General features: G+C 39.4%; 23 protein-coding genes and 3 rRNA genes. 1 reads left to right on the top strand and 25 read right to left on the bottom strand.

Annotated features, from left to right (window positions below):
- Positions 1 to 19 precede the first annotated feature (19 nt).
- The 12 genes from glmU to metG all read right to left on the bottom strand — a co-directional run bounded on the left by glmU (position 20) and on the right by metG (position 11,336).
- The gene (gene glmU, locus DCE79_RS00325) at positions 20 to 1,390 is read right to left on the bottom strand and encodes a bifunctional UDP-N-acetylglucosamine diphosphorylase/glucosamine-1-phosphate N-acetyltransferase GlmU (RefSeq protein WP_108711182.1); all 1,371 of its coding nucleotides are present in this window, start codon (positions 1,388 to 1,390) and stop codon (positions 20 to 22) included.
- Positions 1,391 to 1,669: 279 nt separating this feature from the next.
- A complete protein-coding gene (gene spoVG / locus DCE79_RS00320) occupies positions 1,670 to 1,972 on the bottom strand; it encodes a septation regulator SpoVG (protein WP_108711181.1) in 303 nt (100 codons plus the stop codon).
- Positions 1,973 to 2,235: 263 nt separating this feature from the next.
- On the bottom strand, positions 2,236 to 2,610 hold the full coding sequence (locus tag DCE79_RS00315) for a RidA family protein (RefSeq protein WP_108711180.1): 375 nt from the start codon (positions 2,608 to 2,610) through the stop codon (positions 2,236 to 2,238).
- Positions 2,607 to 3,440 carry a pur operon repressor gene (gene purR / locus DCE79_RS00310; protein WP_108711179.1) on the bottom strand — a complete coding sequence of 278 codons (834 nt, stop codon included), beginning with the start codon at positions 3,438 to 3,440 and terminating at the stop codon, positions 2,607 to 2,609. Before purR ends, DCE79_RS00315 begins: the two co-directional genes overlap by 4 nt.
- A 72-nt stretch (positions 3,441 to 3,512) precedes the next feature.
- A complete protein-coding gene (gene ispE / locus DCE79_RS00305) occupies positions 3,513 to 4,379 on the bottom strand; it encodes a 4-(cytidine 5'-diphospho)-2-C-methyl-D-erythritol kinase (protein WP_108711178.1) in 867 nt (288 codons plus the stop codon).
- Between the two features lie 189 nt (positions 4,380 to 4,568).
- Positions 4,569 to 4,760 (bottom strand): small, acid-soluble spore protein, alpha/beta type, encoded by a 192-nt coding sequence (locus DCE79_RS00300; RefSeq protein ID WP_108711177.1) that lies wholly within the window; start codon positions 4,758 to 4,760, stop codon positions 4,569 to 4,571.
- 119 nt (positions 4,761 to 4,879) lie between these two features.
- On the bottom strand, positions 4,880 to 5,137 hold the full coding sequence (gene veg, locus DCE79_RS00295; protein ID WP_108711176.1) for a biofilm formation stimulator Veg: 258 nt from the start codon (positions 5,135 to 5,137) through the stop codon (positions 4,880 to 4,882).
- A 139-nt stretch (positions 5,138 to 5,276) separates the two neighbouring features.
- Positions 5,277 to 6,164 carry a 16S rRNA (adenine(1518)-N(6)/adenine(1519)-N(6))-dimethyltransferase RsmA gene (gene rsmA, locus DCE79_RS00290; protein ID WP_108711175.1) on the bottom strand — a complete coding sequence of 296 codons (888 nt, stop codon included), beginning with the start codon at positions 6,162 to 6,164 and terminating at the stop codon, positions 5,277 to 5,279.
- Positions 6,157 to 6,720: a ribonuclease M5 gene (gene rnmV / locus DCE79_RS00285; RefSeq protein ID WP_108711174.1), complete on the bottom strand. Its 564-nt coding sequence runs from the start codon at positions 6,718 to 6,720 to the stop codon at positions 6,157 to 6,159. Before rnmV ends, rsmA begins: the two co-directional genes overlap by 8 nt.
- Before the next feature lie 179 nt (positions 6,721 to 6,899).
- The gene (locus tag DCE79_RS00280; protein ID WP_108711173.1) at positions 6,900 to 8,102 is read right to left on the bottom strand and encodes a G5 and 3D domain-containing protein; all 1,203 of its coding nucleotides are present in this window, start codon (positions 8,100 to 8,102) and stop codon (positions 6,900 to 6,902) included.
- A 244-nt stretch (positions 8,103 to 8,346) separates the two neighbouring features.
- Positions 8,347 to 9,123, bottom strand: a complete 777-nt coding sequence (locus tag DCE79_RS00275) for a TatD family hydrolase (RefSeq protein ID WP_108711172.1) — start codon at positions 9,121 to 9,123, stop codon at positions 8,347 to 8,349.
- A 251-nt stretch (positions 9,124 to 9,374) separates the two neighbouring features.
- Positions 9,375 to 11,336 carry a methionine--tRNA ligase gene (gene metG / locus DCE79_RS00270; RefSeq protein WP_108711171.1) on the bottom strand — a complete coding sequence of 654 codons (1,962 nt, stop codon included), beginning with the start codon at positions 11,334 to 11,336 and terminating at the stop codon, positions 9,375 to 9,377.
- 345 nt (positions 11,337 to 11,681) lie between these two features.
- On the opposite strand from metG, the gene DCE79_RS00265 reads away from it, so the two are divergent.
- A complete protein-coding gene (locus DCE79_RS00265) occupies positions 11,682 to 11,960 on the top strand; it encodes a transition state genes transcriptional regulator AbrB (protein ID WP_108711170.1) in 279 nt (92 codons plus the stop codon).
- A 302-nt stretch (positions 11,961 to 12,262) separates the two neighbouring features.
- Here DCE79_RS00265 and rsmI read toward each other — a convergent pair whose 3' ends face one another.
- From rsmI to DCE79_RS00200, 13 genes are all read right to left on the bottom strand, one after another.
- Positions 12,263 to 13,135 carry a 16S rRNA (cytidine(1402)-2'-O)-methyltransferase gene (rsmI, locus tag DCE79_RS00260; protein ID WP_108711169.1) on the bottom strand — a complete coding sequence of 291 codons (873 nt, stop codon included), beginning with the start codon at positions 13,133 to 13,135 and terminating at the stop codon, positions 12,263 to 12,265.
- Positions 13,116 to 13,394, bottom strand: a complete 279-nt coding sequence (locus DCE79_RS00255; protein WP_108711168.1) for a GIY-YIG nuclease family protein — start codon at positions 13,392 to 13,394, stop codon at positions 13,116 to 13,118. Before DCE79_RS00255 ends, rsmI begins: the two co-directional genes overlap by 20 nt.
- Positions 13,378 to 14,127: a tRNA1(Val) (adenine(37)-N6)-methyltransferase gene (locus DCE79_RS00250; RefSeq protein WP_108711167.1), complete on the bottom strand. Its 750-nt coding sequence runs from the start codon at positions 14,125 to 14,127 to the stop codon at positions 13,378 to 13,380. The genes DCE79_RS00255 and DCE79_RS00250 overlap by 17 nt, the downstream gene beginning before the upstream one ends.
- Before the next feature lie 161 nt (positions 14,128 to 14,288).
- On the bottom strand, positions 14,289 to 14,648 hold the full coding sequence (gene yabA / locus DCE79_RS00245; protein ID WP_108711166.1) for a DNA replication initiation control protein YabA: 360 nt from the start codon (positions 14,646 to 14,648) through the stop codon (positions 14,289 to 14,291).
- Between the two features lie 24 nt (positions 14,649 to 14,672).
- Positions 14,673 to 15,488: a PSP1 domain-containing protein gene (locus tag DCE79_RS00240; RefSeq protein WP_108711165.1), complete on the bottom strand. Its 816-nt coding sequence runs from the start codon at positions 15,486 to 15,488 to the stop codon at positions 14,673 to 14,675.
- A complete protein-coding gene (gene holB / locus DCE79_RS00235; protein ID WP_108711164.1) occupies positions 15,481 to 16,485 on the bottom strand; it encodes a DNA polymerase III subunit delta' in 1,005 nt (334 codons plus the stop codon). The genes DCE79_RS00240 and holB overlap by 8 nt, the downstream gene beginning before the upstream one ends.
- A 126-nt stretch (positions 16,486 to 16,611) precedes the next feature.
- The gene (locus DCE79_RS00230) at positions 16,612 to 17,052 is read right to left on the bottom strand and encodes a YaaR family protein (RefSeq protein WP_108711163.1); all 441 of its coding nucleotides are present in this window, start codon (positions 17,050 to 17,052) and stop codon (positions 16,612 to 16,614) included.
- An 18-nt stretch (positions 17,053 to 17,070) separates the two neighbouring features.
- The gene (locus DCE79_RS00225; RefSeq protein ID WP_108711162.1) at positions 17,071 to 17,400 is read right to left on the bottom strand and encodes a cyclic-di-AMP receptor; all 330 of its coding nucleotides are present in this window, start codon (positions 17,398 to 17,400) and stop codon (positions 17,071 to 17,073) included.
- A 68-nt stretch (positions 17,401 to 17,468) separates the two neighbouring features.
- Positions 17,469 to 18,098: a dTMP kinase gene (gene tmk / locus DCE79_RS00220; RefSeq protein ID WP_108711161.1), complete on the bottom strand. Its 630-nt coding sequence runs from the start codon at positions 18,096 to 18,098 to the stop codon at positions 17,469 to 17,471.
- Positions 18,099 to 18,117: 19 nt separating this feature from the next.
- Positions 18,118 to 19,536 (bottom strand): aminotransferase class I/II-fold pyridoxal phosphate-dependent enzyme, encoded by a 1,419-nt coding sequence (locus DCE79_RS00215; protein ID WP_108711160.1) that lies wholly within the window; start codon positions 19,534 to 19,536, stop codon positions 18,118 to 18,120.
- A gap of 423 nt (positions 19,537 to 19,959) precedes the next feature.
- Positions 19,960 to 20,075, bottom strand: a 5S ribosomal RNA gene (gene rrf, locus DCE79_RS00210).
- Positions 20,076 to 20,199: 124 nt separating this feature from the next.
- Positions 20,200 to 23,127, bottom strand: a 23S ribosomal RNA gene (locus tag DCE79_RS00205).
- A gap of 322 nt (positions 23,128 to 23,449) precedes the next feature.
- Positions 23,450 to 25,002, bottom strand: a 16S ribosomal RNA gene (locus DCE79_RS00200).
- The 16S, 23S and 5S rRNA genes sit together here, the layout of an rRNA operon.
- Positions 25,003 to 25,513 lie beyond the last annotated feature (511 nt).

Raw genomic sequence — 25,513 nt, 5'->3', positions numbered from 1 at the left:
TCCTGTATTTTTAATAATTTTATTTTGAATTTAATTTACTAACATAGCCTTGCTTATTTTCTTGACGTGCACGCCCAATGGCAAGTGCGTCTTCAGGAACTTCTTTTGTAATTGTCGAACCCGCAGCAATGAATGACCCTTTACCAAGCTTCACAGGTGCCACTAAATTTGAATTACATCCAACAAATACATCGTCTTCAATAATCGTTTTGAATTTATTTTTACCGTCATAATTAACAGTAATCGAACCGCAGCCAATGTTAACATTGCTACCGATTTCTGCATCACCAATATAACTTAAGTGTGAAACTTTCGTACCAGTACCTAAAGTACTTTTCTTCACTTCAACAAAGTTACCAACTTTTACGTGGTCGCCTAATGAAGAGTCTGGACGTAAGTGTGCATACGGACCAACAGCTGTTTCACTGCCTACTTGGCTATTTAAAATAACCGAGCTATGAATGGTTGTTGCGTCACCAATTTGGCTATCAACAATATGACTGTTTGGGCCAATTTTACAATCTTCACCAATGATTGTTGTGCCTTCAATGATTACTCCAGGTAAAATCACTGTGTCACTTCCGATGACTGCATCCGCACTAATATGCGTTGTTGCTGGGTTAATAATTGTTACTCCGTTACGCATATGACGTTCATTAATACGAGCACGCATTAATTCTTCTGCTTGTGATAACGCGAAACGATCATTTACACCTAATGTTTCATCGAAGTTATCTGTTACATAAGCTGAAACGATTTCGCCTTGCTTTTGTAAAATTTCAATGACATCTGGTAAATAATATTCGCCTTGTGCATTGTTATTATTCACTTGCTTTAACGCTTCGAATAATGCTTTGTTATCAAAGCAATACGTACCTGTATTTATTTCCTTTACGCGTTGTTGCTCTTGCGTTGCGTCTTTTTGTTCAACGATTTGTGCAACTTGCCCTTGGCTGTCACGTAAAATGCGACCATAGCCTGTTGGGTTCTCTGCAACTGCCGTCAAAATCGTCGCTTTTGCACTTTGCGCTTCATGATGCGCAAATAACGCTTGCATCGTTTCTGGGCGAATTAATGGTGTATCGCCGCATACAACAAGCGTTGTCCCTTCAAGGTCCCCTAAAATCGGCTCTGCTTGTTGTACAGCATGTGCTGTACCTAGTTGTTCCGCTTGTAATACGTATTCACTCTTGTCACCAAGTGTCTCTTTTACGAGCTCCGCGCCATGACCTACAACCGTTACAATACGTTCTACATTTAGTGAACCAATATGATCAATTACATGTTCGACCATTGGTTTACCGCATACTGGATGTAATACTTTATATAATTTGGACTTCATTCGTGTACCCTGACCAGCAGCCAAAATAACTGCAAAGATATTTGTCATCTACAAGTCCTCCATTTTAACTCTTTTTCTCTTATGACTATATAGTAAATTCACTATATTTTCAAGGCATTCAGACTTGACAAATGTTTGAATTTAAAATATTTATAGTAGTTTGACTTGTCTTTTTTATTTTATGAAAATGATAAAAATTTGATATTTTCACTGTCCTAAATCTCACTTTTATCGTTCATCCTGAATTTTTCTATTGAATGTCACATAAAAGCAAAAAATAATAATAAAAAAAGAGCCCTCTCAAATTTGAGTGACCCTTGTTTGTTTTTAAGCATTTGCTTCTTCTAACTCTAATTCTACTCCATCTGTTTCTTCAGCTGAAGTTGCATGGAATGCTTCAAGAACGATTTCTTGAATTTTATTACGAGTATTCGAATTAATTGGATGTGCGATATCACGGAACTCGCCATCTGGTGTTCTCTTGCTTGGCATTGCTACAAATAAACCTGTATTGCCATCAATTACGCGGATATCATGAATAACAAACTCATCATCAAGTGTAATTGAAGCAATCGCACGCATACGTCCGTCCGTTTGAACGCGGCGTAATCTAACGTCAGTAATTTCCATTGTGAAAAACCTCCCATTTCATTCGATGCTTTAATTCCATAGCTTGTTTAATTCGAGAAAAAAGAAGAAAACCCTTTTTTAATTTACTTATTTTCTCAAATTAGCATCTTTTATCAATAGGATACAATAAAATGTAATTTATTTCTATCTACAATTTTTATAATTATTAAAATATTCCATATTTTCGTGGTTTTTTTAACAATCCTAAAATAAAAAGAGCCCGGTAAGAAGAAACTTACCGAACTCTCTAAGAAAATATCAATTTACTTCACTAATGCGATAACTTCAATTTCTACTTTCACATCTTTTGGTAAACGTGCTACTTCTACAGCTGAACGAGCTGGTTTATGTGTACCAAAATGTGAGGCATATACTTCATTCATTGCGACAAAGTCATTCATATCTTTCATAAATACCGTTGTTTTTACAACTTGATCTAAAGAAGATCCTGCCGCAGCTAAAACTGCTTTTAAATTTTCAAATACTTGATTTGTTTGTACTTCAATATCGCCATCAACTAATTCGCCTGTAGCAGTTAGTGGAATTTGACCTGAAGAGTAAAATAGGTTGTTCACGACAATACCTTGTGCATAGGGTCCGATTGCTGCTGGTGCATTTGCTGTTGAAACAGTTTTCATATTAATTTCTCTCCTTTAGAAAAAAAATTACCTTCACTTAATGCAATCGTGCGATCTTTCTCATTTACTTCATGTAACTTCACTAACGAATAGTAATCATCTACTAGTGTTTCATCGGCGTGTTCTGCTTCTACAAGTACCGCGATACCCGCAAGCTCACAATCGAATTCTTCTAGCAAGTTTTTCATACCGTTCATCGTACCGCCGACTTTCATAAAATCATCGGTGATTAGTACACGTTGACCACTTTTCATACTACGCTTCGATAAAACCATCGTTTGAATACGACGAGAAGAGCCCGACACATAATTAATACTTACAGTAGAACCTTCTGTTACTTTACTATCACGACGTACAACAACAACGGGTACATTCAAATGTCTCGCAATCGCATGTGCAATTGAAATTCCTTTTGTTGCAACGGTCATGATTACGTCAATTTTTTTATGACTAAAAGCACTGGCAAATACTTTCCCTACGCGATTCATTAATTCCGGATTCCCTAATAGGTCCGTCATAAATAAATAGCCACCAGGAAGTAAGCGATCTGAATGTCCTAATTCAATAATAAATTCCTCAATAATTTGACGAACTTCTTGTTGTGCCATTTTAGGAATATATTTAACGCCACCTGCAGCTCCAGGCACGGTAATTAAAAGCCCGATTCCCTTTTCTTCAAATGTTTCCTTTACAATCGTTAAATCTTCACTAATAGAAGATTTTGCGGAACTGTAAATCTCAGAAAAATAAGTTAGCGGGATCAACTGATGTGGATGCTCAAGTAAATAATGAGTCATATCTACAAGGCGTTCACTACGCTTCCATTTCATGCGACCCTCTCCTAAACATAGATTTATTTAAATACGAATATTTACTAGTCAAATTACCATAATTATACGTATTTATGCAAGTGGATTACGTTCCCCTAGCATTCGTACTACGTATACTTCTTCACAAAAACCACGCAATCCGTTATAAATGCGTCCAACACGTGCTTCATTCTCAACTAAACCAAATACTGTCGGACCGCTACCACTCATTAGTACCGCATCCGCCCCAAAACGCTGCATTTGCTCTTTAATCACAACAACCTCTGCGTGTAGGTTAAATGTGACCGTTTCTAAAACATTGCCAAGTGATTGACACATTAACGGGTAATTATTTGTTTTAATCGCTTCAATCATTTGTGCTGTATTTGGGTGTTCTAGACCCTCAATTTTCAAACCACCATAAACGTCTGCTGTTGAAACACCGATTTTTGGCTTTGCTAAAATAACCCAGCAAGTTGGTGGCGCCGAAATTTCTTGAATCTTTTCGCCACGCCCCGTAGCTAACGCTGTTCCCCCGTATACACAAAACGATACGTCCGAGCCAATTTTAGCTCCGTATTCTGCTAACTCATCTAATGATAAATTTAAATTCCATAATTCATTCAATCCGCGCAAAGTTGCTGCCGCGTCGCTACTTCCCCCAGCTAAACCTGCAGCAATTGGAATTTGCTTTTCAATCGAGATGGTTACCCCTTCTTTAATGCCATATGTATTTTTCAATAACTCAGCAGCTTGATAAGCAAAATTTCTTTGATCGTCTGGTACGAAATTATCCGTTGATACAATTTTGATTAATCCATCCGCACGCGGTTCAAGACCTATACGATCTGCTAAATCCACCGTTGTCATAATCATTTCAACTTCGTGATAATTGTCTGGACGTTTATAAAGCACATCGAGTGTTAAATTAATTTTTGCGGGTGCTTTTACATATAACATTAAAAATTCCTCCTACTGGTAAGGCACGCATGTCTCCTATACGCTATCAATTTAGTAATGCTCCTATTTTAACATAAGGAACGCTTGAATATTGAACGTAAACGTTTGACATTTTTGTAACTACTTAATGAATTAAAAAAGAGTGCCCCGTAAAATCATTTACGAGGGCACTACACCTAGATCGTCAACTTACTTTTGGTTATCTTGCTTTGATTGAGCTGCTAAACCTTCTTGTGCTATTTCAATCGCACGCTTCACCATGTTACCTGCATCACGGGATCTAATTCCGCCCCAACCCTCACGTTCCACCACATCATAAAATCCAAGTTCTTTGGCAATCTCTTCTTTTAGATGAGCAGACATGATTTTTTGTTTTGCCATGCAGAAAACCTCCTTTTTTAAGAAAGAGTAAGTTGACACATATAGTATGTGAGAAAAATAAAAAAACACTCATAAAATGAGCGCCTTTTTAAAATATAAAAAAATAAGTACTAGAAAAACTATTGGATGGCTGCTACTGCATCATCTAAAAAAGTAATCTCTACTGCTTCTGTAAGTATATCCGTATAACTGTAAGATACGCGCTTGCACGCATTATCCTGTTGATTTAGTTCAATGACGAATACAGCATGATAAGTTTCACTTAAAACACCTTCGCACTCAACTGTTTTCTTACGACCACCGTTTGCTTTTAATTGCAAACGTTTACCCACATGGGCATCTAATGACCTTTTAATGTCTGCTAACGTTTTTGGCATTTTTGCATACACCTCACTGTTAAATAGTGTAACATAGCAGTATTTAATTGTCAATAAAATAATATATTCTATCACCATGCTAAGTAACCGTCAACTTTTTTATAATGATTTCATTTGTTTTTTTAGTTCAAAATTCATATTATTGTCGAACACAAAAATGTGGATGTAACAAGTCGGCTAATTTACCAAATTCTTGAATAGAGAGGGTTTCGCCACGACGTGCTGGTTCAATACCTGCTTCTTCTAGAGCTTTTACAATAAGTTCTTTCTTTTGTTTTCCGTTCATAAGACCATTTTGTAGATTGTTTAAAATTGTTTTACGACGCTGTGCAAATGACATGCGTGTTACTTCAAATAAAAAATCTTCATCAATTACTTCAACTGGTGGTGTATCGTGTTTAATTAAACGAATAACCGCCGAGTCAACATTTGGTTGCGGCATAAACACTGTTTTTGGTACGACCATTGCAATTTCTGCTGTCATGTAATATTGAATTGCAATCGATAAAGAGCCATATGCTTTTGTCCCTGGTTTTGCCGTAATACGATCTGCTACTTCCTTTTGCATCATCACAACAAAGCCACGAATCGGTAGTCGGTCGTTCAGCAACTTCATTAAAATGGGTGTTGTTACATAGTACGGTAAGTTCGCTACTACCATAATATCTTCAATACCAGGCATTTCTTCTGCAATGACTTTTTCAACATCTGCTTTTAAAATATCTGAATGGACAATTTTAACATTGTCATATGGGCTTAACGTATCTTCTAGTACAGGTAATAAGCGTTGATCAATTTCAAACGACACAACTTTCTTCGCTTCACGTGCTAAATGCTCTGTTAATGCACCAATCCCTGGTCCAACTTCAATCGCACCACTGTTTTCTGTTAAGTATGCGTGGCTAACGATATTGCGTAAAATATTGGGGTCAATTAGAAAGTTTTGTCCTAAACTCTTTTTAAATGAGAAACCATATTTTTCTAAAATTTCTTTTGTACGAATCGGCGTTGCGATATCTTTATACATTCTTTTCCTCCTGATCTAAGGCTTGAATTGCTTTTGCGAATTGTTCCACTGTAATTTGAAACATCATTAATCGTTTGTGCAATTGCTTGCCATTTGTGCTACCAATATTTAAAATTTCGCCAAGTTTATCACGTCTTGCCTTTGATTGTGGGTGACCGATTAGCTTAGCAGTCATTAAGTCTTCTAACGTAATTATTTCTTCAATATGTGATTGTGCCAGTGTATAAACATTTGATAATGCTTCACGAATATCTTCATCATTGGCATGTTCAATTCCTAAGCCTTTACCATTTTTTGCAATAGTTTTTGCCTTTGCTAAAAACGCATGCTTAACGCCTGGAACACGTTCTTCAATAATCGCTCGAATACGGCGGCCTGGATAATCAGGATCTGTAAACACGATGACCCCACGTTTTTTTTGTGCGTGGGCAATACGACGAAGAACTTCATCGGAAATGGCTGAGCCGTTCGTTTCAATTGTATCTGCACCTGTTGCGCGTTTAATCGCTGTTGTATCGTCTTTCCCTTCTACAACAATAATCTCTTGTATGTCCAAGAAATGTTCCTCTTTTCTAACATAGTCTTTCGCTATTTTACCATAGATTGCTGTATCTGACGTAACGGTTGGTTTACGCCTTAGATTAAACAAAAAAAGCTCCCTCGCCATCAGTCAAAAGGCGAGAAAGCCACTATACATTTTGGATTTGCTTTACATGAAGTACTTCATGTAAAAAATTAGTTTAATACTTTAATGCGCACTTTTTTACGACCCCAGGTATTTGCCTGTGATTCTGTTTGTACTAAAATATCAATTTTATTACCTTTAATTGCACCGCCAGTATCTCCAGCCAATGCATAACCATAGCCTTCTACCCAAACTTTTGAGCCTAATGGAATGACACGTGGATCCACTGCGATTAGTTTTAAACCTGAATTTGAGCGCAAGTTAATACCAGTTGCTGAAATACCTGAGCAACCTGTGCAATATGGTGTGTATGCTGTCGCTTCAACATAAAACTCGTTACCTGAAGCAGGTTCACTGTTCGAACGAGATACACTTGCTGTGACAACTTTTGTTCCAACTGCGACAACTTTTGTTGTTGGACTTTGTACTACTTTTTCTGAGGTAACACTTTTTGATACGACTTTCCCGTTCTCTTTAACCGTGCTATAAGTACGTTCAACCTTACCTTTTTTACCTTCTGCTACTAATTTTTCTGTGCCCTTCAATAAAGAAGAATCGTTTTTCTTTTCAACTGCGAAATCGACTGATTCCTCCACTACATCGGTAACTTTTTCTACGCGAACAACTGCGATTTTTTCATTTGGAGTGATAACTTTCTCCAAATTTTTGTCGACACGATCGGATTCATTTAGTTGAATCCCTTGTTGATTTAAAAAGTTAGCGACCGTAGTCGAAGTGGACCATACTTGTCTCTCTTCTAAGCCATCGACAAGCGTTAACTGAAACGCCTTTTGAATATCGATTTTGTTATCTGCTCCTACTTCTGTATCTAAGCTTTGTGATACTAAATCCTGCTCCGTTACTTCGATATTTGCTTCTTCCAAAATGTTCTTCACTACATTTTCAGTTGTCCAAACTTTTGACTGATTTCCATCAACTGAAATTACTACTTCTTTTGCCTGTTCCCATTCAATCGACATTCCACTATCGATTTTGGTACTCAGTGAGGGTGTTACTTTATCATACTTTGTTATTTCTATATTCTCTGCTACTAATAGCTCTTCAACCGTACTTGCGTGAGTGTATACTTCGGTTGTTTCACCGTTTGCTGTAATCGAAACGGGATTTTTCGTTCCATGATAAAGAACGAATGCAATTACTGAAACAAACAGGACAAATGACAAAATCCTAACGCCTGTTTGCTTACTCCTCAATGATCCTAAGAACTGGCTTTTCATGGAATTATTTAACATGAAAAAACGCCTCCTTAATACAAAGTTGGATTATACGGGCTAGTTTTAGTGCTGTCAACAGAAATGATTTTCTATAAAAATGCAAACTTTCCTTAAACTCGTGCTACAACTAGTATTGGAGGCAACTTTTTATTTTATACATTTTCTTTTTTTATATACGTAATTTTAACGAAAATTTAGTTGAAAATATTTACATATTATACATATGGAAGTGTAATTTTAACCTGTAAATTTCGAATGAATTTTACTGTTCAATTTTAAAAAAACGTTTTGCATTTTCGGTTGTTTTTTGTGCCACTTCTTCTACTGATATTTCTTTTAAACGGGCAATTTCTTCCGCTACTAATGGGACATAAGAAGGCTCATTACGTTTACCACGATTTGGGTGTGGCGCTAAATATGGTGCATCTGTTTCAATTAATAAATATTCTAACGGAATCTCAGATGCGACTTCTTTTGGTTGACGTGCATTTTTGAATGTCACAGGTCCTCCAAGACTAATCATAAAATTCATCTTAATACATTCACGTGCTGTTTCAACACTACCACCGAAACAATGCATAATTCCGCCAACAGCTGCTGCATTTTCTTCACGTAAAATTTGGACAACATCTGCCGTTGCATCCCGGTTGTGAATAATAATAGGTAACTCTAATTTTTTCGCTAATTGAATTTGCTTGCGGAGCCAAAATTGCTGCACGTCTTTTGGCGATTTATCCCAATAATAATCGAGCCCTGTCTCACCAATACCGACTACCTTTTTGTGTGCTGCTAGTTGTTCAATCCATTGTAAATCTTCTTCTGTACAATCGACGGCATCGACTGGGTGCCAACCGATTACTGCGTAAATAAAATCATAATCCTCAATCAATTGCATTGCGCGCTCAATTGTTTTACGGTCAAAACCAACAACAATCATTTTTTCTACGTTAGCAGCAAGTGCACGGTCAATCACTTCCTGTAAATCTTCGTCATACTGATCTGCGTTTAAATGGACATGTGTATCAATATATGTGCTCATCCTAATTTCTCCTATCGTGTATTGTATGAAATCTAAATAAAATTTATTTTTCAGTATTATTACAATTTCATTACAACAACTATTTTATTTGTCATTAATTTATTGCCAAATCACCTGATTTTATTCTTTATACCTATTAAAATTACTATTATTGGATTGTTTATATTATATCAATATACTTTTTAATCAATACTATTAAATAAATAATGAAAAATCTGTTGAACTTTAATCGCTCAACAGATTTTTTCTAATTATTTGACTTGTGCTCCATTAGCGAGTTTTGAATCGACTGATGCTAATGTTAAAACACCATCATGTGATCCAGCTAAAATCATACCTTGAGAAAGTTCGCCACGAAGTGTTACTGGTTTTAAATTTGCCACAACGATTACTTTTTTACCGATTAATTGTTCGGGTTTATAATGTTCCGCAATCCCTGATACGACTTGGCGTGTTTCATAGCCTAAATCGACCTGAAGCTTTAATAATTTCTTCGCTTTTGCTACCGGCTCACATGCTGTAACTGTTGCAACACGTAAATCCACTTTCATAAAGTCATCAATTGTAATTTCTTCTGTTTCTGGTTTTTCTACAGCTGTAGCCTCTTCTTCTTGAGAAGTTTTTACAGACACCTGCATTTGCTCACGGATATACGCAACTTCCACTTCTGCATCTAAACGAGGGAAAATTGGTGTTCCTTTTTCTACCACTTTTATGTTTTGTGGAATAGTATTACCGAATGTTTCAATTGTGTCCCATGCTAATAATTTCTCATCAAGGCCTAATTGCTCCACAATTTGCTTTGGTGCTGTTGTCATAAATGGTTGAGTTAGTACTGCAATGTGACGTAAGCTTTCTGCTAAATTGTTCATTACTGCTGCTAATTTTGGTTTATCTGCTTCATCTTTTGCTAATACCCATGGAGAGGTTTCATCAATGTATTTATTTGTACGTGATACAAGTGACCAAAGCTCACCTAAAACCACACTAAATTGCATTTTTTCCATACTTTCTTCATATTTAATACGCGTCAATTCAGCATGTGCTTTTAACGCAGCATCAAATTCGGTTTCTTGTAAGTTTTCTGTTGGAATTTTCCCGTCAAAATACTTATTCATCATCGAAACAGTACGGTTTAATAAGTTCCCTAAATCATTTGCTAAATCGAAGTTTGTACGTTCAACAAATGACTCTGGAGAGAACACGCCATCTTGTCCAAATGGTAACTCGCGTAATAAGAAATAACGCGTTGCATCTAAGCCATAACGTTCAATTAACATTTCTGGATACACGACATTCCCTTTTGATTTCGACATTTTGCCGTCTTTCATCATAATGAAGCCATGTGCGAAAATTTTCTTCGGTAATGGCAAATCTAATGCCATTAAGAAAATTGGCCAATAAATTGTGTGGAAACGTACAATATCCTTCCCAACAACATGAACATCTGCTGGCCAGAATTTGTTGAATAACTCTTCGTTATCTGAACCATAGCCAAGCGATGTAATATAGTTTGATAATGCATCCACCCAAACATAAATTACGTGTTTCGCATCTCCAGGTACTTTAATTCCCCAGTCAAATGATGTACGGGAAACCGATAAGTCCTCTAAGCCTGGTTTGATGAAGTTATTGATCATTTCGTTTTTACGAGATTCTGGCTCGATAAAATCTAAGTGATTTTCGTAATATTCAAGTAATCGATCCGCATATTTTTTCATATTAAAGAAATAGGATTCTTCTTTAACTCTTTGCACTTCACGACCACAATCTGGGCACTTTCCATCGATTAATTGCGTCTCAGTATAATAAGACTCACAAGGTACACAGTAAAGACCTTCGTATTCACCTTTGTAAATGTCGCCATTATCTAAAAACTTTTGGAAAATTTTCTCTACAGCATCTGTATGACGCTTTTGGGTAGTTTGAATAAAGTCATTATAGGAAATATCCATAGTAGCCCATAATTTTTTGGCACCTGCCGCGATTTCATTTACGTAATCTTGAGGGTGCATGCCTGCTTCTTGTGCTTTTTCTTGAATCTTTTGACCGTGTTCATCCATACCTGTTAAAAAGCGTACGTCAAAACCTTTTAATCGTTTGTAACGCGCAATAGCGTCTGAGGCTACCGTTGTATAAGCTGTACCAATGTGGAATTTACCACTTGGGTAATAAATTGGGGTTGTAATATAAAATGTTTTCTGTTCATTCATGAGAGCTTTGCCTCCATTTGCTTATCAGTATAGTCTTTATTCTAACGAAGTACGAAATTTGTTTCAATCAAAGTTTATTGTAATCATGAAATGTCGAAAAATCGAAACAAAAAGTTGGTATTTTTTTGAAACTTTTAGACTATTTAAAATATTTTATAGTAATAATCTTTAAAAAAGTCGTTATATAGTAGAAATATAACAAAAAAATTTCTAAATCAATAGGAGGAGCAATGCTAATTTATTGACGTTTATGTCATTAGTTGGTATGATTCTTAATAGACAAGGAACAAATGTCGAATTATGACGAATTTAAAATAACTTTTAAAATATAGGAGGAAATATATTATGAAATCAACAGGTATCGTACGTAAAGTCGATGAATTAGGACGTGTAGTAATTCCAATCGAATTACGCCGTACATTAGGAATTGCAGAAAAAGACGCTTTAGAAATTTATGTAGATGACGACAAAATCATCTTAAAAAAATACATGCCTAATATGACATGTGCTGTAACTGGTGAAGTTTCTGACGATAACATGCGTTTAGTAGGCGGTAAATTAATTTTATCTCCTGAAGGTGCAGAAACATTAATGAAAGAAATCCAAGCAAGCTTAAAAAAATAAGTTAGCTTCTAAAAAAGGGAATGTCTTCTGGAGAGGCATTCCCTTTTTCTTTTAGCACAGCAAAGTAATATTTTACTAAAATTAAAAAGCGTTGAAAAGGTTTTTTTCTTTTCAACGCTTTTTCATATATAGGAGGTTGTCCCAAAAGATGTGCCTGAACGGTCCCCTTATCACGCAGTAACGATCAGCACTTTATCTATATCCGAAAGCGAAGCGAAAAATCGACTGCCCATAAAAATCCGATTGATGAAGACTAACAATCCTTGAGGGTTTAGGAAACCTCTGCTAATAGAAGTTTCACGTTATTGATGATACGCTTGATACACATCTCTTTTCGGTAAATTGCGCAATGTCGCGACTTCTTTAATGGCTTCTTTCGAGGAAATTTGGTTTTCTTCTATTATATAGTCGACATGCTGTTCTAAAGTCATATCCGTCCAATAGATATCTTCCTCTACTTCCGGTTCACCTGAAGTATTGCCTTCTAACACAATACAAAATTCCCCACGAATTTCACTTTCAGTTGTCCAATTGATGGCTTCCTCAATCGTACCGCGAAGAAATTCTTCAAATTTCTTTGTTAATTCACGTGCAAGTGTAACTCGACGATTTCCTAAAACTAATTCTAAATCTTTTAACGTATCTTTTAAGCGATGTGGTGCTTCATAGAATACAAGTGTTTCCTGACGCTTTGCTAATTTCTCTAATTGCTCACGGCGATCTTTTTTATTTCGATTTAAAAAGCCGAAGAAATAGAACGGCTGTGGTGTTAGGCCAGATGCAATCAGTGCCGTTAGCGCTGCATTAGCTCCTGGAATTGGTACAACAGCAAAGTCTTCTGCGATGGCTTTTACGGCAATATCTGCACCAGGATCTGAAATACACGGAAGTCCTGCATCACTTACAAGTGCAACCGATTTTCCCTCACGTAAAAAGCTAAGTAATTTCTCGCCACCTACTTCAAGATTATGTTCATGATAGCTTATTAATGGTGTTTGAATATCGAAGTAATTACATAATTTTTTTGTATTGCGCGTATCCTCTGCTGCAATAATGTCTACCTCTTTTAAAATACGCAATGCGCGCATCGTCATATCTTCTAAATTGCCGATTGGGGTTGCCACCAAGTAAAGGCAACTTCCTTGTTCGTGCTGGCTACTTTTCTGTGATTTCACCTTTCGCCCTCCTCATATATGCGATCTTTTTTGTTCTTGTTAATTGCTTAAAGGCATATTCTGCCGACATTGCTTGTTGCTTTGTTTCAAATGTTTCGTAGTAAATGCATTTCACAGGACCGCGCGCTTTCGTATACTTTGCACCTTTCCCTGCATTATGTGTGGCTACACGCTTTTCTAAATTATTCGTATAACCTGCGTAAAAAGAAGCATCGCTACATTCTAATACATAGAAAAAGTGATTATTTTCCTTCTCCATATAATAGCGCCCTCACTTCTGGCGTATATTCATTATTATCTTCATACACATATAAAGGTGGTAAAACTTTTAAATCTGGCTTCCCATCCTTTATAGCTTCGATTAATAATGTGTTTGCTTCTTTGCCACGTTTCGGGTACACAAATTGAATGCGTTTCGGCTCTAATCGGTTCGCGCGCATCGCCGTTACGATATCCAGTAGTCTACCTGGACGATGAACGAACGCTACCTTTCCGCCTTGCTTTACTAATCGACTTGCTGACTCCACCGCTTCTTCTAATGTTAAATACAGTTCATGACGGGCAATCGCATAATGCTCGCTCGTATTTTTATCGCTTAGTTCATGTGCTAAAAAGTATGGAGGGTTACATGTTACCGCATCATATTTTTCAATACCTAACATAGACGGTGCCTCTTTCACATCACCTAGCTGCATATCAATTTGCTGCTCTAACTTATTATATTGAATACTGCGTGTTGCCATATCATGTAGGCGTGGTTGTAGCTCGACTCCTGTAATTTTTGCCTTTGTTCGTGCACTTAAAAATAATGGAATGACTCCATTACCTGAACAAAGGTCAATAATATGCCCTTTGCTTTTGGGAATTCGTACAAAACGCGCTAATAACACCGCATCTAATGAAAACGAGAAGACGGAAGGGCTTTGAATAATTCGTAAATCTTCTGCCAATAAATAATCTAATCGTTCATCGTCTTTTAACCATTGTTCCACGATTGTTCCTCCACTAAATTTTACTAGGATTAGAAAAACACAACTCGTGCAAAATAGCACGAGTTGTTGCCCTTCTTATGTAGATTTTACTTGAAAATATATATTTTCCTACCCACTAAACAAAAGACTGACATCTACTGTTGCAGATTCAGCCTTTACATTTAACCATTTTGTTTATTTAAAAATGATAGACAGAACAAACAATCTTCACCTTTACGTGAGCCACCAAAATGTACATGACATACATGGAAGCCTTCATTATAAAGACGTGCTAAATTATCATAGCCTTCGCCAATATCAATCACTTCTTTTTTGAGCTCTTCCGTTTGTTGATTCGCATTCGCTTCCTGAGCCAATAACTCTTCTAAACGAGTTCGAAGGTGAAGGTTTTCCGTTTGAAGCGTCTGATGCTCCTCCATCATATGAGCAACAAATTGTTTAAGTGCATTAAATTGTTGCTGCATTGATTCAAGCTGTTGTTCGAACTCCATAACAGTATCTAAAAAATTACGGTCCTTCACTCAAGCCACCCCATTAATTTCTATCTATATAAGATTTTTCTCACATTGTAACAATTCGTCCAATGTATACTCAACCATACGCTCTTGCTGCGCTAAATATACTTGAATAATTCGTTCTAACACATTTAATCCGACTACTTTACCTTCGCCTTCAGGAGTTCTTGCCATATCACCGATATCTGGCATTCCTTCTTTTGCGAGTTCATAATCTTCATTTTCATATTTTAAGCAGCACATCAAACGGCCGCATAACCCTGAAATTTTTGTTGGATTTAGTGATAAATTTTGATCCTTTGCCATTTTAATCGACACGGGCTCAAAATCTCCTAAAAATGTCGAACAGCATAACATTCTTCCGCATGGACCGATACCACCAAGTAATTTTGCTTCGTCACGCACACCAATTTGACGAAGTTCGATACGTGTACGAAACACACTTGCTAAATCTTTTACAAGCTCTCGGAAGTCGACGCGTCCTTCTGCTGTAAAATAGAAAATAATTTTATTGCGATCAAATGTATATTCTACATCAACCAGCTTCATTTCAAGTTCATGCTCTACTATTTTCGTATTTGCTAACTCAAATGCGTGCTGTGACTCAATCGAATTTTCTTCTACTTGTATACGATCACGATCATCAGCAGGTCGCACTACTTGCTTTAACGGTAAAACGACGTCATTTTCCCCAACTTGACGCATTGGGACAACCACTTTGCCATATTCAATACCACGTGCAGTTTCTACGATGACATATTCTCCAACTTCTAAAATATATGCCGCTGGATCAAAATAATATATTTTACCCGCTTTTTTAAAGCGAACTCCGACTACATTATACAAATGTGTACCCCTCCTGAAGATTCAGCATTAGCTGTTCCATCAATAACGTGCGATTCATATTGCGATTTAAATTAGCACGCGCATGTAACACCGATTGCATTTGACCTGATAATTTTTCATATGTCTTTTGCAATGCAATTTCATTAAAACGTTGATACATATCAGGATATGTGCAAGTTGCCTGTTGATTTGCTTTAATGGCTACCATATCGCGGTAAGCAAATAATAACAAATCAAGTGCTTGCTCCATCTCTTCCTTTTCTTTAAACAATGGAAGCCACTCATCATGAATCATTAATAATGCTTCATGAACATTTTGATGAACGGTCTCTACTAATTTTAACACTGTTTTTCTCGCTTGTACAAACTGCTCATCATTTACGCGTGCAAACGCTGTATCTAAATCATTCGTCACCATGCTCACTGTCGCTGCCATCGAATTTGTCACACCTTGTTCGATAAGTGCTTCGACAAGAGCTTCGCGGGGTGCCTTTGAAAATTTAATATGCTGGCAACGCGAACGAATTGTCGGTAATATTGCCTGGATTTGTTCCGTTACTAAAATTGCGACTACTTCACCATCTGGTTCTTCTAAAAATTTTAACAGCATATTCGCTGAAGCCGCATTTAATCGGTCCGCATGATGCAGTACGTAAATTTTCTTACCTTCTTCTACGCCTGTCATCTTCATTTCACCCATTAAATCACGAACTTGATCAATTTTAATAAATTGGCCATCTGGTTCAACTTGCTTAATATTCGGATGATTTCCCGAATCAATTCGTCTGCAATTTCGACATGTTTCACATGGAACATTTTTTGACAAATTTTCACAAAGGAGAAGTTTCATAAAAAACGACACGACATCACGTTTACCTGTGCCCTTTTCACCTTCAAAAATATAGGCATGTGCCAAACGATTTTTTTCAACAATCGTTTGTAGTTGCTTCATCACTACAGGCTGTAGTTTTGTTAGCTCCTCTACTGTTCGTCCCATTTCCTTCACCTTTTTCATTACTTGCTTTATTTGAATTTCGTCTATGTACACTATAAAACGAAAAATTAGAAATGCTCTGCTAGAAAAAAGCCCGTGTCTAGTGCGCGACAAAGACACGGGTCTGCATTACATATATAGATTAATTAAAAGTCCTTTAATCTCCCCAATTTTCGCTAATAGATCAATAGACTCTCTTTCTTCATTTAAAATATCTTCTGCCAACTCAACAAGGCGTTCATCAATTGTTTCAACAATTTTCAAGCGTCGACCTTCTCCAAAACGATTCCAAGTATGCGATTGCTTCGTTTCTAAACCGTAATCTACCGCTTCTTGTAAAAATCGTTTTACAAGCATTTTAAAGCGTGCTAGCTCTCGTAAATTTCGAGAACGTGCCACACGATCCCCCGCTGTTGAAATATCACCTAATAATCTTGTTAGTTGCTCGGTTTGCATTTTAGAGCCTTGTTTTACGACCATTTCACCAAAACGATTGCCACCCTGATTATTTGTACGCAAATCATTGCGGTTCGTATTTAAATTCATACGTAAGTCTTGATTAATTTTCATTTACCTTTCGCCTCCACTCTAAAAATGGTGGAATTGTTCGATTGGTAAAACAAATACAATTGCTCCTCCAACTTCAACTTCCACAGGGTACGGAATATAAGAATCTGCATTGCCACCCATTGGCGAAACAGGCGCAACCATTTGCTCACGTGATCGACAGTTTTCACGAATTATATCCAATAATCTTGGAATTAGCGAATCATCTGTACCGATTAAAAATGTCGTATTTCCAGATCGTAAAAAACCACCTGTACTCGCTAATTTTGTCGCACGATAGTTGTTTTTCGTTAACGCATTTGACAATCTGTTGCTATCTTGATCTTGTACAACTGCTACTACTAACTTCATCCGTACTCACCCCTTCATTGAATTGGTACTTTATTATATCATATATAAAAGGTACACTTCATTTACTTTTACCCTAATATTGGATTTAAAATCTCCCATACATCCTCAATGACTTGTTCAAGCGGCTGATCGGCATTCACTACTTTAAAACGGTCTGGATATCGGTTCATTGCCACTTGGTAGCCTTCATATACTTTTTGATGGAACGCAATTCCTTCTATGTCCAAACGATTAATTTCATCTGCACGTGTCGCCTGAATACGCGCTAATCCTTTTTCAGGTGCTAGATCAAAGAAAATCGTCATATCTGGTAGTCGCTGTCCAATCGCAAACTGATTAATAGCTAATACATCATCCACACCAATTTCACGCGCATACCCTTGATATGCTAATGATGAATCGATAAAACGGTCACATAATACATGCTTTCCTTCTTGTAGTGCAGGAATTATTTTTTCATAAAAATGCTGTGCTCTTGCTGCCGCATAAAGTAGTGCTTCTGTGCGTTCGTGCATTTTTGTATGTGCTGGATTTAAGATGACTGCACGAATTTTTTCTGCGATGTCAATGCCGCCTGGTTCACGTGTTAAAAGAGCATTTACTTGTTCTTCTTTTAATCGCTCTCCGATTGCCTTTAGCACCGATGTTTTGCCCGCACCTTCTCCGCCTTCAAATGTTATAAATAAATTCCTATTCATTTTTATATTCTCCCTGACTTTATTTTATGACATAAATACATTTTTCTTGTAAACGATGCTCCCCCTGAAACGTTGCACCTATTGCTAATAACTCTTCTAATTGACTTAGTTTTGCTACCGTAATTTTTTCACCTGGCACAAATAATGGAATCCCTGGTGGATATGGAATAATCATTGATGCAGCAACACGCCCAATCGCACGCATGTACGGAATCCATTCCTTTTTAGCTTGTTCAATTTCTGCAAAGCTTAATTGTGGTTGTGAAATATTCGTCATCTCAAAATTAGCCGTTATATCTTGTAATATACCTGGTGCATTTTTTAAATAAATGACGGCTTCTTTCATACGAATACGTAAATCGGCAAACGAATAATTTTCGCCATGTTTTAATAGCGGCAAAATCAGCAACACTTGCTGCACATCAGCTAATTCAACATAAACATGCATTTTCTCTAACGCATCCTTTAATTCAAATCCTGTATACCCTGGTGCACGTACTAATAATTTTAACGCATCATCCACCTCAATGATTTGAAGTTCCGTTAAAGTTTGTAGTGATTCAATGAACTGCTTTCTTTTTCCCATTAAATAAACGAAATCACTCTCCGTATAATTTTCCACATAAGATCTCGCATCATCTAATGAAGCTAATAATAAATATGATGGGCTACTAGATTGAAGCATACGCAAATAATGATTCACTTTTTCCTCACTTACAAGCGTCGATTTCATATGTAGAAAAGAAGCCATTGTCATTGCAGGTAATGTTTTATGTGCAGATTGGACAACAACATCAGCCCCAAGCTGCAAGGAAGATTTCGGCAATTGCTCGCTTGCGATTAAATGAGCGCCGTGTGCTTCATCAACAAGTACGGGAATACCTAATGAATGGCATAATTCAATCTGCTCTTCTAAATCCTTTACTGTAATACCATAATAAGTTGGATATGTAAAAATGACTGCCTTTACATGTGGAAAACGCTTAATGGCCTCTTGCAACGTCTCCTTTTCAACACAGCCTGCCGTCTTACTCTCTTCGTGCCATTTCGGGGCTAAATACACGGGATTCACTCCAACAAGTTCTAATGCATGAAAAATCGACTTATGTGCATTGCGCTGTACAAGTACTGTGTCCCCTTGCTTACATGTTGCATAAACCATAGCTAGATTTCCAACCGTAGAACCATTTACTAAAAAGAAGCTTCGATTGGCTTCGTACACTTCAGCTAGCAATTGTTCTGCTTGTAAAATTGCTTCTTCAGGATGGTGAAAATCATCCAGACCTGTTAATTCTGTGACATCATAAATTAACGCACGTTTTATTTCATTCGGTAAATTCGAAAGTAAACCATTTTTATGTCCAGGCACATGAAGTGATTGCGGTTCATTTGCGATAAATTTTTTTAATGCTTGAACGATTGGTCTATCATTTTTCATCGTCTCACCTCATTTATCATTCTTCTTCTATTATAAGATGTGCCAAGCTTTCCGACCACCGCAAAACTTGAAATTTAAAAGGTCCGTCAAATCATAACTAGTCCATTTAATTCTTGGTGTGATGTTGTGATTTTGGAGAATTAATGACTCCATATGAAACACCATGCTATATCGCTTCTCAATGTTACTTTAAATCATGAAAAAATTCCTGATTATTGATTATTAGCAGCCTGATTCTAAGAATATAGAATCGAACGTAACGTAATGAACATGCAGCTAGTAAAGCACGCAGTTACTTAAAAGTGAATTTTAAATCATTCGGTCCTACCATTTCTAATTTAATACTATTTGACTTTTATCAAACTTCACCCATATTTAATTTTAAACACAAAAAAACCACTGATTTCTCAGTGGTTTAACTTTGCGAAGCGACGTCCTACTCTCACAGGGGGAAACCCCCAACTACCATCGGCGCTAAAGAGCTTAACTTCTGTGTTCGGTATGGGAACAGGTGTGACCTCTTTGCCATCATCACTTCACTTGTACACGGATGTACTGGCGTCTACGTTGTCACAGGACGTGACGTTCTTAGTAGACGTTCCTTTTAGAAAGAATTGTTCTTTCAAAACTGGATAAACGTTTCATTGAGTTATGCAATAAAATGTGGTTAAGTCCTCGACCGATTAGTATTCGTCAGCTCCATGTGTCACCACACTTCCACCTCGAACCTATCTACCTGATCGTCTTTCAGGGGTCTTACTTACTTGCGTAATGGGAAATCTCATCTTGAGGGGGGCTTCATGCTTAGATGCTTTCAGCACTTATCCCGTCCACACATAGCTACCCAGCGATGCTCTTGGCAGAACAACTGGTACACCAGCGGTGTGTCCATCCCGGTCCTCTCGTACTAAGGACAGCTCCTCTCAAATTTCCTACGCCCACGACGGATAGGGACCGAACTGTCTCACGACGTTCTGAACCCAGCTCGCGTACCGCTTTAATGGGCGAACAGCCCAACCCTTGGGACCGACTACAGCCCCAGGATGCGATGAGCCGACATCGAGGTGCCAAACCTCCCCGTCGATGTGGACTCTTGGGGGAGATAAGCCTGTTATCCCCGGGGTAGCTTTTATCCGTTGAGCGATGGCCCTTCCATGCGGAACCACCGGATCACTAAGCCCGTCTTTCGACCCTGCTCGACTTGTAGGTCTCGCAGTCAAGCTCCCTTATGCCTTTACACTCTTCGAATGATTTCCAACCATTCTGAGGGAACCTTTGGGCGCCTCCGTTACTCTTTAGGAGGCGACCGCCCCAGTCAAACTGTCCGCCTGACACTGTCTCCTACCCCGCTAAGGGGTATGGGTTAGAAGTTCAATACAACCAGGGTAGTATCCCACTGACGCCTCCTCCGAAGCTGGCGCTCCGGAATCTCTGGCTCCTACCTATCCTGTACAAGTTGTACCAAAATTCAATATCAGGCTACAGTAAAGCTCCACGGGGTCTTTCCGTCCTGTCGCGGGTAACCTGCATCTTCACAGGTACTATAATTTCACCGAGTCTCTCGTTGAGACAGTGCCCAGATCGTTACGCCTTTCGTGCGGGTCGGAACTTACCCGACAAGGAATTTCGCTACCTTAGGACCGTTATAGTTACGGCCGCCGTTTACTGGGGCTTCAATTCGCAGCTTCGCTTGCGCTAACCACTCCTCTTAACCTTCCAGCACCGGGCAGGCGTCAGCCCCTATACGTCACCTTACGGTTTTGCAGAGACCTGTGTTTTTGCTAAACAGTCGCCTGGGCCTATTCACTGCGGCTCTTCATGGCTATTCACCTTAAAGAGCACCCCTTCTCCCGAAGTTACGGGGTCATTTTGCCGAGTTCCTTAACGAGAGTTCTCTCGCACACCTTAGGATTCTCTCCTCGACTACCTGTGTCGGTTTGCGGTACGGGCACCTCTCACCTCGATAGAGGCTTTTCTTGGCAGCGTGAAATCAGGAACTTCGCTCATACGAGCTCGTCATCACAGCTCAACGTTATAGTATGCGGATTTGCCTACATACACGCCTTACTGCTTGAACAGAGACAACCAACGCTCTGCTTACCCTATCCTACTGCGTCCCCCCATTTCTCAAACGGTGAGGAGGTGGTACAGGAATATCAACCTGTTGTCCATCGCCTACGCCTATCGGCCTCGGCTTAGGTCCCGACTAACCCTGAGCGGACGAGCCTTCCTCAGGAAACCTTAGTCATACGGTGCATGGGATTCTCACCCATGTTTCGCTACTCATACCGGCATTCTCACTTCTAAGCGCTCCACCAGTCCTTCCGGTCTGACTTCAACGCCCTTAGAACGCTCTCCTACCACGCATCCATACGGATGCATCCACAGCTTCGGTGAATCGTTTAGCCCCGATACATTTTCGGCGCAGTGTCACTCGACCAGTGAGCTATTACGCACTCTTTAAATGATGGCTGCTTCTAAGCCAACATCCTGGTTGTCTAAGCAACGCCACATCCTTTTCCACTTAACGATTACTTTGGGACCTTAGCTGGTGGTCTGGGCTGTTTCCCTTTTGACTACGGATCTTATCACTCGCAGTCTGACTCCCGTGTATAAATATCTGGCATTCGGAGTTTGTCTGAATTCGGTAACCCGAGATGGGCCCCTAGTCCAAACAGTGCTCTACCTCCAGTATTCTCAATCACGAGGCTAGCCCTAAAGCTATTTCGGAGAGAACCAGCTATCTCCAGGTTCGATTGGAATTTCTCCGCTACCCACACCTCATCCCCGCATTTTTCAACATGCGTGGGTTCGGGCCTCCAGTAAGTGTTACCTCACCTTCACCCTGGACATGGGTAGATCACCTGGTTTCGGGTCTACGACCACGTACTAATTCGCCCTATTCAGACTCGCTTTCGCTGCGGCTCCGTCTTCTCAACTTAACCTCGCACGTAATCGTAACTCGCCGGTTCATTCTACAAAAGGCACGCTATCACCCATTAACGGGCTCTAACTACTTGTAGGCACACGGTTTCAGGATCTATTTCACTCCCCTTCCGGGGTGCTTTTCACCTTTCCCTCACGGTACTGGTTCACTATCGGTCACTAGGTAGTATTTAGCCTTGGGAGATGGTCCTCCCAGATTCCGACGGAATTTCACGTGTTCCGCCGTACTCAGGATACACTCTGGAGGGAATGAACTTTTGACTACAGGGCTTTTACCTTGTTTCGCGGACCTTTCCAAGTCGCTTCGTCTAGCTCATTCTTTTGTAACTCCGTATAGAATGTCCTACAACCCCAAAGAGCAAGCTCTTTGGTTTGGGCTCTTCCCGTTTCGCTCGCCGCTACTCAGGGAATCGAATTTTCTTTCTGTTCCTGCAGGTACTTAGATGTTTCAGTTCTCTGCGTCTGTCCTCATCACGCTATGAATTCACGTGTAGATACTATCCGATTAAAGATAGTGGGTTCCCCCATTCGGAAATCCCCGGATCAAAGCTTACTTACAGCTCCCCGAGGCATATCGGTGTTAGTGCCGTCCTTCATCGACTCCTAGTGCCAAGGCATCCACCGTGCGCCCTTATTAACTTAACCAAAAGTTTAGTTAAACTTGAACAAGTTCAAGATTTAAGTTTGCACGTCAATTACTTGACGTTTGTGATCTATTATTACTAATAGAAAATTTGTTTATTGCTTTCAATGTCGTTTTATCCAGTTTTCAAAGAACAAAGCAGCTGACTTCAATCACATCGTGAATAAGCTTCGCTGAATTTGCTTCATGCAGCTTTGCGACAATAGCGCTAGCGTAAGGAGCAAATATTTTTTTGAAGTTTTTCATCTTTCGATGAACCTTCAAAACTGAACAGCAAACGTTAATGTTTCATTCCCCGAAGGAATGATTCCGAAAAATCCTTAGAAAGGAGGTGATCCAGCCGCACCTTCCGATACGGCTACCTTGTTACGACTTCACCCCAATCATCTATCCCACCTTCGGCGGCTGGCTCCACAAGGGTTACCTCACCGACTTCGGGTGTTACAAACTCTCGTGGTGTGACGGGCGGTGTGTACAAGGCCCGGGAACGTATTCACCGTGGCATGCTGATCCACGATTACTAGCGATTCCGGCTTCATGTAGGCGAGTTGCAGCCTACAATCCGAACTGAGAACGATTTTATCGGATTAGCTCCCCCTCGCGGGTTGGCAACCGTTTGTATCGTCCATTGTAGCACGTGTGTAGCCCAGGTCATAAGGGGCATGATGATTTGACGTCATCCCCACCTTCCTCCGGTTTATCACCGGCAGTCTCCTTAGAGTGCCCAACTAAATGATGGCAACTAAGAACAAGGGTTGCGCTCGTTGCGGGACTTAACCCAACATCTCACGACACGAGCTGACGACAACCATGCACCACCTGTCACCGTTGTCCCCGAAGGGAAAACTGTATCTCTACAGTGGTCAATGGGATGTCAAGACCTGGTAAGGTTCTTCGCGTTGCTTCGAATTAAACCACATGCTCCACCGCTTGTGCGGGCCCCCGTCAATTCCTTTGAGTTTCAGTCTTGCGACCGTACTCCCCAGGCGGAGTGCTTAATGCGTTAGCTGCAGCACTGAGGGGCGGAAACCCCCCAACACTTAGCACTCATCGTTTACGGCGTGGACTACCAGGGTATCTAATCCTGTTTGCTCCCCACGCTTTCGCGCCTCAGTGTCAGTTACAGACCAGATAGTCGCCTTCGCCACTGGTGTTCCTCCAAATCTCTACGCATTTCACCGCTACACTTGGAATTCCACTATCCTCTTCTGCACTCAAGTTCCCCAGTTTCCAATGACCCTCCACGGTTGAGCCGTGGGCTTTCACATCAGACTTAAGGAACCACCTGCGCGCGCTTTACGCCCAATAATTCCGGACAACGCTTGCCACCTACGTATTACCGCGGCTGCTGGCACGTAGTTAGCCGTGGCTTTCTAACAAGGTACCGTCAAGGTAGCGCCAGTTACTACGCTACTTGTTCTTCCCTTGCAACAGAGTTTTACGAACCGAAATCCTTCTTCACTCACGCGGCATTGCTCCATCAGGCTTTCGCCCATTGTGGAAGATTCCCTACTGCTGCCTCCCGTAGGAGTCTGGGCCGTGTCTCAGTCCCAGTGTGGCCGATCACCCTCTCAGGTCGGCTACGCATCGTTGCCTTGGTGAGCCGTTACCTCACCAACTAGCTAATGCGCCGCGGGCCCATCTTACAGTGACAGCCGAAACCGTCTTTCAATAACTCTCCATGAGGAGAAAAATATTATTCGGTATTAGCTCCGGTTTCCCGAAGTTATCCCAATCTGTAAGGTAGGTTACCCACGTGTTACTCACCCGTCCGCCGCTAAATCAGAAGAAGCAAGCTTCTTCGTCATTCGCTCGACTTGCATGTATTAGGCATGCCGCCAGCGTTCGTCCTGAGCCAGGATCAAACTCTCCATAATAGTTAGTTTGAAAGCTCATTTGCTTTGCTAGCGTATCAACTAAAAGTTGATATCTATTTTTGCTTCATTTAAGAAGCTTTGTTTCATTAACGTTGCTTGTTCAGTTTTCAAGGTTCATGTCGTTATCTTAAGTGACAACTTTTATATCATACCACTTTTAAAATGTTATGTCAACATTTTATTTTCGTGATGTTTTTCGATATTGTCCGTCGCCCTTACGACATATAATAATATACCACGATATTATTTGTTTGGCAATACTTTTTGTTGATTTTCTTTAATTAATATTTAATAGGTTACTTACTATATGAAATGACCAACCTGTCCGTTTACACTTCTTTACTTTTAAACGATTCATTTTTCCTTCTACAATGCTCGGATACCAATGGAAATTAGGCTTTATAAGGGCTTCTAAAACTTTTCTAACTAGTGGATCAAACTTCAGCAGCTCGATTAAGCATTAATTAATACCATAGCTGATTGGCATTCCCATCAATTATGTGCTGGAAGT

Source organism: Lysinibacillus sp. 2017 (genome assembly GCF_003073375.1).
Taxonomy (GTDB): domain Bacteria; phylum Bacillota; class Bacilli; order Bacillales_A; family Planococcaceae; genus Solibacillus.
Note: the sequence above shows the minus strand (reverse complement) of the source record. Positions and strands in the feature narration are given on the sequence as shown.